Source organism: Campylobacter sp. BCW_4323, assembly GCF_001763115.1.
GTDB lineage: Bacteria > Campylobacterota > Campylobacteria > Campylobacterales > Campylobacteraceae > Campylobacter_D > Campylobacter_D jejuni.
In genome coordinates, this window is record NZ_MJYC01000049.1 from 1 (window position 1) to 6129 (window position 6129).

8 protein-coding genes and 1 pseudogene are annotated in these 6129 nt (G+C 27.5%); all 9 read left to right on the top strand.

Annotation, left to right across the window (positions count from 1 at the left end; all coding sequences use genetic code 11):
* The first annotated feature begins 259 nt into the window (after positions 1-259).
* The gene (locus AJN60_RS04835) at positions 260-703 is read left to right on the top strand and encodes a hypothetical protein (protein WP_070285981.1); all 444 of its coding nucleotides are present in this window, start codon (positions 260-262) and stop codon (positions 701-703) included.
* Positions 704-936: 233 nt separating this feature from the next.
* Positions 937-1386 carry a hypothetical protein gene (locus tag AJN60_RS04845; protein ID WP_070285986.1) on the top strand — a complete coding sequence of 150 codons (450 nt, stop codon included), beginning with the start codon at positions 937-939 and terminating at the stop codon, positions 1384-1386.
* Positions 1379-1780: a hypothetical protein gene (locus tag AJN60_RS04850; RefSeq protein WP_070285982.1), complete on the top strand. Its 402-nt coding sequence runs from the start codon at positions 1379-1381 to the stop codon at positions 1778-1780. Before AJN60_RS04845 ends, AJN60_RS04850 begins: the two co-directional genes overlap by 8 nt.
* A gap of 73 nt (positions 1781-1853) precedes the next feature.
* Positions 1854-2606, top strand: coding sequence for an ankyrin repeat domain-containing protein (locus AJN60_RS04855; protein WP_002861560.1), 753 nt, complete (start codon positions 1854-1856; stop codon positions 2604-2606).
* Positions 2607-2820: 214 nt separating this feature from the next.
* The gene (locus AJN60_RS09555) at positions 2821-3036 is read left to right on the top strand and encodes a hypothetical protein (protein WP_002861561.1); all 216 of its coding nucleotides are present in this window, start codon (positions 2821-2823) and stop codon (positions 3034-3036) included.
* A pseudogene (locus tag AJN60_RS10085) lies at positions 3026-3235 on the top strand (putative toxin); the annotation flags it as partial. The gene AJN60_RS09555 and the pseudogene AJN60_RS10085, both read left to right, overlap by 11 nt.
* A 10-nt stretch (positions 3236-3245) precedes the next feature.
* Entirely contained in the window at positions 3246-4202 is a 957-nt protein-coding gene (locus AJN60_RS04865; protein ID WP_083262245.1) for an ankyrin repeat domain-containing protein, read from the top strand.
* Positions 4203-4247: 45 nt separating this feature from the next.
* Positions 4248-4712, top strand: a complete 465-nt coding sequence (locus tag AJN60_RS04870) for a hypothetical protein (RefSeq protein ID WP_070285983.1) — start codon at positions 4248-4250, stop codon at positions 4710-4712.
* The gene (locus AJN60_RS04875) at positions 4709-5959 is read left to right on the top strand and encodes a hypothetical protein (protein WP_070285984.1); all 1251 of its coding nucleotides are present in this window, start codon (positions 4709-4711) and stop codon (positions 5957-5959) included. The genes AJN60_RS04870 and AJN60_RS04875 overlap by 4 nt, the downstream gene beginning before the upstream one ends.
* The last annotated feature ends 170 nt before the right edge of the window (positions 5960-6129 follow it).

Here is a 6129-nt window from a genome sequence, read left to right on the forward strand (position 1 = left end):
TGGAGTTGAAGTAACTATAGACTCTAAAGGACTTGTGGTTAGAGGTGGAGAGCTTAGGGCAGAATGATAACTCGGAGATAAAAATGAGCCAAACAAACAATAACACAGAAATCAAAGAGCAAAACACTCAAGATGAAATCATTTTTGAAGAAAAGAAATATATACCTGCATTTTTATTTTGCGGGATAATATACACTGGATTTTTGTGTTTTTTTCTTTATTGGCTCCCTAGGGCATTTGACAATACTAAGAATTTTAAATGGTTTGTGGTTTTTATTATATATCTTTATGTATTATATATATAAGTCTTGTTTATAAAACAGTAAATTTTAAAAGAATTTATATCACAAAAGAAAAACTTGTGGTTGAATTCTATTTTAGGAATGATTTAATTTTTCCTTTAGGAACTTTTTTTGTGTATTCTTATAACCCATCGCGTGCTTTGGTGGGAGATATAGTTATACAAACTCTCAAAGGTAAAAGATACTACATTAAAAATCTTATCAAGCATGAAATAGAACTAAAAAATGATTTTTATGCAAAAGTTAATGCCATTATAAAGCCCCATGTAATGCCTTATTTGTTAAGCTTAGGTGATGAAGAATTTGAAAAAATCATTTCATTTGTAACCGGTTTTCATAAAATTGATACCACTTTCCTTAAAGAAGCAATGGAACTCAGAAAAGAGAAAAAAGATGAATGAAAATATTTTATTTTATATACAAGAGATTAAAACTTATTTAAAGGATAAAAATGAGCCAAACAAACAATAACACAGAAATCAAAGAGCAAGACACTCAAGATGAAATCATTTGGGAAGGAAAAAAAGATATACCTTCGTTTTTGCTTTATTGGATAATATATATTGTGCTTTTATGTTTTATGCTTTATTTGCTTCCTAGGGCATTTGACAATACTAAGGATTTTAAATGGTTTATGGTTTTTATTATGTTTCTTGTAACGGTATATGCACTTGCACAAGAGATCTATAAAACGGCAAATATTAAAAGAATTTATATCACAAAAGAAAAACTTGTGATTAAGTATTATATCAAAAATGATTTGGTTTTTCCTTTAGGAACTTTTTTTGTGTATTATCGTCACGTGTCATTTGTGCTTACTCCAGGAGATATAGTGATATACACCTTCGGAGATAAGGTCAAAGAATACCTTGAACCTGGTTTATTCAGTGATGGCGATGATCCAACAAAAGGTTGTTTTGGAAGAATTAATGCCATTATAAAGCCTCATGTAATGCCTTATTTGCTAAGTTTAAGTGATAAAGAATTTGAAAAAATCATTTCACATGTAAGCGGTTTTAGCGAAATTGATACCACTTTCCTTAAAGAAGCAATGGAACTCAGAAAAGAGAAAAAGGATGAATGAAAGTATTTATGGAAGTTTAGAGTTTTATTCTAAAGAAACTCAAAGCACTCCTAGTGATAAAAGGGATTTAGGAGTATTTGGAGATGTTGCTCCTTATGCCTTAGGCATTACAGAAGGTTTTGCTACTAAAGCTTTTGAAAAAGAAATAGTGAAGTTTGGTATAGAAGATAATTCGCGTATTGCGAGAATGATGCATTCTAAAATAATAATGAATTTTGGAATATTGAATTTTTTTCTGTCTAAAGCAGAAGGAAAATCCAATGTAAGGGCTTTAGGCGAAACTGGTGTTGGTATTTTTACTGGAGTAGTTTTAAATAAAACTCCATTAAGTAAATATCGTGATGAATGTTCCAAACTTTTAAACGAGGCTATAAAAAGGCTAAGGAGTAATTAAGGATATAAATACTAAACTAATTAAAGAATTTATAATAATAAATTTAAATAAAAATTTACCTTTAAGGAAAAACATGGGAAATAAAGACTTTGGCTATTTTTTAAATGCTTTAGAAAACAATGATATAAAAGCACTTGAAATTTTACTCGTTGATGAAGAGTTATCAAATATGCAAGATGAGAATGGCAATACACTACTCCACCATGCAGCAAGACTAGGTAGCGCAGGAGGTGTGGCAATGCTAATTGATTGCAATCCTTTTATCCGTAATAATGATGGTAAAACAGCTTTTAATATAGCTTACGATAATGATGATATCTATATAGCCAAAATGATTGATAATGTTAAAGATAGTTGGCAAAGAAAGCATGGTAGGTATGAAGAAAAATTAGATGAAAGCGAAATGGATATTCCGTTTTATTTAACTGATGATAAAGAAAGTATTTTAAAACAATTTAAGGAAGAAAATATCATAACTGAAAGTTTATTAGATACTTCCTATGGAGATGGAATGGTTATATTGCAATCTGTTTTAAATGCATGGAATTTAAGTTTTATTAATAAAAAAATGCCTCCTGTTGTTGAAATTTTAATAGATCAAGCCAATGGGGATGTTGAAGCTTTAATAGATGGATTTGATAAACATATGGAGCAATGGGAAAATGAGGTTTGGGATGAACCTGCTGTATATGCTGGAAAGACTGAAGATGGTGAAGATGATTATCGCTATGAAACCGATCCTGATGAATGGATAAGAGAAATTATACCTTTTGATAAATGGGATGAATTAAAAAAACAAATGCGTTTATATGCAGTTAAAAAATGATTTTGATAGACTAATAACCCATAATAAGCTTGGGTTATTAGGTAAAACTTAGAGATAAAAATGCGTAAAATAACGCAAGTTAGATCCTTTAAATTAAAACTGCAATTTAGTTTTTGGGATTTTACACATTTTAACCATATTCAATACAAACAAATATATTTTTTGCAAGATATTTTTAAATGGACCGGTAAAGATAGAAATGATTTAAGCTTTAGTGTATAAATTTAGTAAATATCTTATTCATTTTTGTCGTGGCGATGAAATGTTAAAATACTCTCAATTTATATTTTATAATTTAAATAAAGATTTAAAACAAATACACATGAATTTTACTCTAAATAATAAAAATAATTATAAATTGATTACAGAAAAATTAGCAATCACTTGGGCTAAACTTAATTTTTTACATCCATTTAAAGAAAGACAATGAAAAACACAAAGGATCAAGAAGTGGTTTTATCTACCACAGACATGCTCACAGAAGCATAAAAACAATATTTAAAGAAATGTATCTACATCACATAAAATGAGCAGCACCTAATAAAATTATCATAAAAAGATTAAATTTAAATAATTCTGCTAATATAGAAGAGGAATTAAACAAAAACAAACAAATACAAAAAAATTAAAGGAAAAACAATGAAAAAACTAGAAGATATCAAAGCTATGAGTTTTGAAGAAAAAATGCAAATTCAAAAACAATTATTTGATTTTATTAGTAATAATGACTTAGAAAATGTTAAAAATCTTTTAAAAGATTATCCTGTAAAAGAAAGCTTTTATGAGGCGCATTTTACATACCATCATAATAATGAAGATTATGAGCTATCTTTATTTGATCCAGCAGCAAGCTTATTAAGGGCCGCATTTGCTTGTGAAGAAAATAATAATGATTTTTCTATTTTAGATTATTTATTTGATGAGTATGGTTTAAGTTTAAAAGATCCTAAATATAATTTTGCTTTTCCCGACATGAAACATATCAAAGAAGCTAATGATAAATATATCTTAGTAACAGAAATAGAAGATGGACCTTATGTTTATAAAAACGCTCTAATCTACGCATATATACTCAATGCTAAAAATCCAAATTCTCAAATCATACAGTATCTAGTCAATCGTGGGGCCAAATTTGAAGTATATCAAGATGAATTTCATTGGACTCCTATGCATTTTTGGGTAATGCAAAATAATTATGAATTATTAGAACTAGCCATTAAAGGAGGAGCTAATGTAGATATGCAAACCTTGCTTGATCCAAAAAGCGAATACAATGAAACCCTTTTATTTGAAGCTGTAAGCGAACCTGAAACCTATAGGGTTACACAGCTTTTAATCGAACTTGGAGCCAATGTGAATTTTGCTACCCCAAGAACTCCTTTAGATGATGCAAAAGGATCTAGAAATAAAAAGCTTTTAAAAGATGCAGGAGCAATGACTTCAAATGAAATCAGAAAAAAATATAATTTACCAGCATATGATGATTCTCATTGTGAAATTGATGGAAAAGATGATATGGATTTACTAGGTAAATATCGTAATGAATGTGCCAAACTTTTAAACGATGCCGTAAAAAAGGCTAAAGAAAGTGAATGAGGGAATAGAAATTCACTTTGCTAAAATAAATTATAAGGAAAGATAATGAAAAATAAAAAATTATTGGATGATGAATATATACAAGAAGTGTTTAAATACTATCTTAAAAATGATAATTATTTAAAAGATGCTTTATATGGTTTAAAAAAATACGAACGAAGAGCTTTTATAAGTAGTATTTTAAGCTATGAATATAAAAATTTAGTAGAAAATGGCAATTTAAAAGTTGATGCAAAATATAAAGTTACCTTGCCGCCTAATCTTATTGCTGTTTTAGAATATGATAAAAGTGAATTTAATGGCGTAAATCTTCGAAATTTTATAAATGATTTGGAATTTGAATTAGAACATATAGAAATGGAACTTTATGACGATCCTGCTGACTTTGAAGGGGGAGATTATTATAATGAAGATAGCGATTGTGATGAAGATTATACAGTAGAAGATTGGATAGAAGATCAAGTAAGTGATATTAAAGACTTTTTATATGCTTTAAAAGATTTTAAATGAAACAAACATTAAGCTCTAATCGAGTAAGCTTTTATCTTTTTTCTACTAAAACTTTTAGTGATGAAAAATATCTTAATGCTTGGAGCTTAAAAGGCGAGCGTTTAAATGCCAAAGATTGGTTTGAATTTAAACAAGCCAATAAAGACAAATTTTATAATAAGCATTTAGAAAATACCTTAAAAGCTATGCAAGAGTTTAAAGCTTATTTTAGTGTTGATCAATTTGAAGGCATAAATCTACATGGCGATGATGAATGGCTTGATTTTTTACCTTCAAATTATACTCAATTTTATAATCGTTTATGCAGGGATAAAAGTAAATATATTTTACATCGATATTATCAAAAAAATGATTTGGCAGAGATTGGTATGCTTAAAAATCTTTCTCCTAATTTTCCTTTTTGGGATGAAAAAGGAGAAAATTTTTCTCAAAATCAAATTGATATTTTTATAGAAAAAGATAATTTAGCACCCTGCTTTAATAAATATGATGTTTATTTTAACTCTTCGCTTAATTTAACTTTTAATTTCAGTGATGAAAGCTTAAAATATCTAGTTGATAATTATAATCACAGAATCAATCATACTTTTACTCCAAAAAGTCAAGATGAGATACAAAAAGAATTAAATTTAAGCAAAGAAGATAAAATCATTTTAGAACTTGAAAATATGTTTTTAAATCTTTGTAAAGGCATCAGTGCTGATTATGCTTTTATGGATTTTTCTTATTTTTTTGTAGGATATGATCATACTTTAGATTCTAAAAATAATACTTTAAAATCTTATCCCATTAATCAAGATAAATTAATTCATAAAAGAAGTTTTAAAGAATATATAGAAGAATACGCAAATACTTACTTTTTAAATTATTATTCTAAAGAGTTTTTAAATGAACTTGACAATCAAGAATTAAACAAAGATAGACTTAATTATTATCTTATTAATTACAACAAAATTCCAAAAAACACAGAAGAAGAAAACATACAAGGCATACTTTCTAAACAAAAAGATATAGATATCAATTTTGTAAATTTTATAGATTATAAAGACTATGTTTATAAAAATAAAGATGATTTTTGGGAGTTTTCAGAAAAAGAAAATTCTATACTTTGGGAAAAATTTCTAAGTAAAAATACCCTAAAACCTTTTCCTTTAAATTTTGATTGCTCTTTAGAAGAAAAGCTTCTTTATGCTAAAGATGAACAACTAGAAAACATACTTAAAACCCACAAGACTTTTCATGGCTAGAAAAAGAACAATCCTTATTCCTAGAATAGAAGATATTAATATAAGTCCTGATACTTCTTGTATGCATCCTATCTTAGAAGATAATACTTTAGTATGCTTACATGGAGGTAGAGTTAAGTTAAAAGCAAAAAAAGCTAAAAGAATAAAATCAGACAATGTTCCTATTATGC